At 66.8% G+C, this 1,315-nt stretch carries 1 protein-coding gene; it reads right to left on the bottom strand.

The annotated features are described in order from the left end of the window. Positions 1-303 precede the first annotated feature (303 nt). Positions 304-1,315 (bottom strand): IS91 family transposase (locus NKH49_RS34660; RefSeq protein WP_352930182.1); only part of this gene is annotated, 1,012 nt, incomplete at its 5' end.

Below are 1,315 nucleotides of genomic sequence, written 5' to 3'. Positions count from 1 at the left end.
ATTGCTGAAGGGTTTCGGGTGCCGTCAGGCGTACGAAAGTCTCTGATGCAGGAACCCGCGGGCCGCAGGCGGTGAGCTATGGGGATTTGTGTTTCGGGGTGTGCCAGCGCCTGTCGCGAACTTCCGCATAGGACGCGGTGGGCATGTCGTGGAAGCGGCTTCCGGGCCAGGTCGCAGAGCCTGTAGCGTTGATTCCGACGGGATTGGTGTGCGTGACGACCGGCGTCACGGCAACGTGCACATAACATCCCGTTGACCGGCGCCAGCGTGGCGCGGCCGTGTGGACAAACGGTCCATGCCGGGTCATGGGGCGTTCTCCCGGTTCGGCGCCCTTGAGGCAGGCGGTGCACGAGGCTGGCACCACCGTTCGAACCTCTCGATGACGACCATGCGCCCGCCGCAGCAAGGGCAAGGCCGGCGGACGTCAGCCGGTTCTTCCGAAGTGTCGTCTTGGGGCGGCAGATCGACGTTCAGCAGTTCGCGCGCGAGTGCGAGGCTGGCCTTGCGGGCGGAGGTGGCGAGCAGCCCATAGTGACGGATGCGGTGGAACCCACGCGGCAGGACATGGAGCAGGAAGCGGCGGATGAACTCGTCGGCGGCAAGCGTCATGGCGCGCTGGCGCTCGACACCATCGCGGCGATAGTCCTTGTAGCGGAAGGTGACTCCAGCCTCGTCGAAGGCGATCAGGCGGCGGTTCGAGATCGCGACCCGGTGCGTGTAGCGCGACAGGTAGGCGAGCACCGCTTCCGGCCCGGCGAAGGGCGCCTTGGCATAGACCACCCAGCGCTTGTTCCGGACCGGCGACAGGTGCCGCAGGAAGGCCTGCCGCTCGATGAGACGAGCAAGGGTGCCGAAGAAGGCGAGCCGATCGGCGTCGTGCAGCGCGATCAGCCGGGTGAGGAACAGGCGGCGGAACAACTTGCCCAGTACTCTGACCGGGAGCAGGAAGGCCGCGCGCGACGATATCCAGCGGCTCCCGTCCGGCGCGATGCCGCCGCCCGGCACAATCATGTGGACATGCGGATGGTGGGTCATTGCCGAGCCCCATGTGTGGAGCACGGCAGTGATGCCGATGCGCGCGCCGAGGTGCTTCGGATCGGCGGCGATGGTCAGCATCGTCTCCGATGCCGCCTTGAACAGCAGGTCATAGACCAGCGCCTTGTTGTGGAACGCGATCTCGGCGACTTCGGCCGGCAGCGTGAATACGACATGGAAGTAGCCGACCGGCAGCAGGTCGGCTTCGCGCTCGGCGAGCCATGTACGCGCGGCCGCGCCCTGGCACCTGGGACAGTGCCGGTTACGGCAGGTAATGGGC

It is taken from the genome of Mesorhizobium sp. M1088 (assembly GCF_040318575.1).
Taxonomy (GTDB): domain Bacteria; phylum Pseudomonadota; class Alphaproteobacteria; order Rhizobiales; family Rhizobiaceae; genus Mesorhizobium.
Note: the sequence above shows the minus strand (reverse complement) of the source record. Positions and strands in the feature narration are given on the sequence as shown.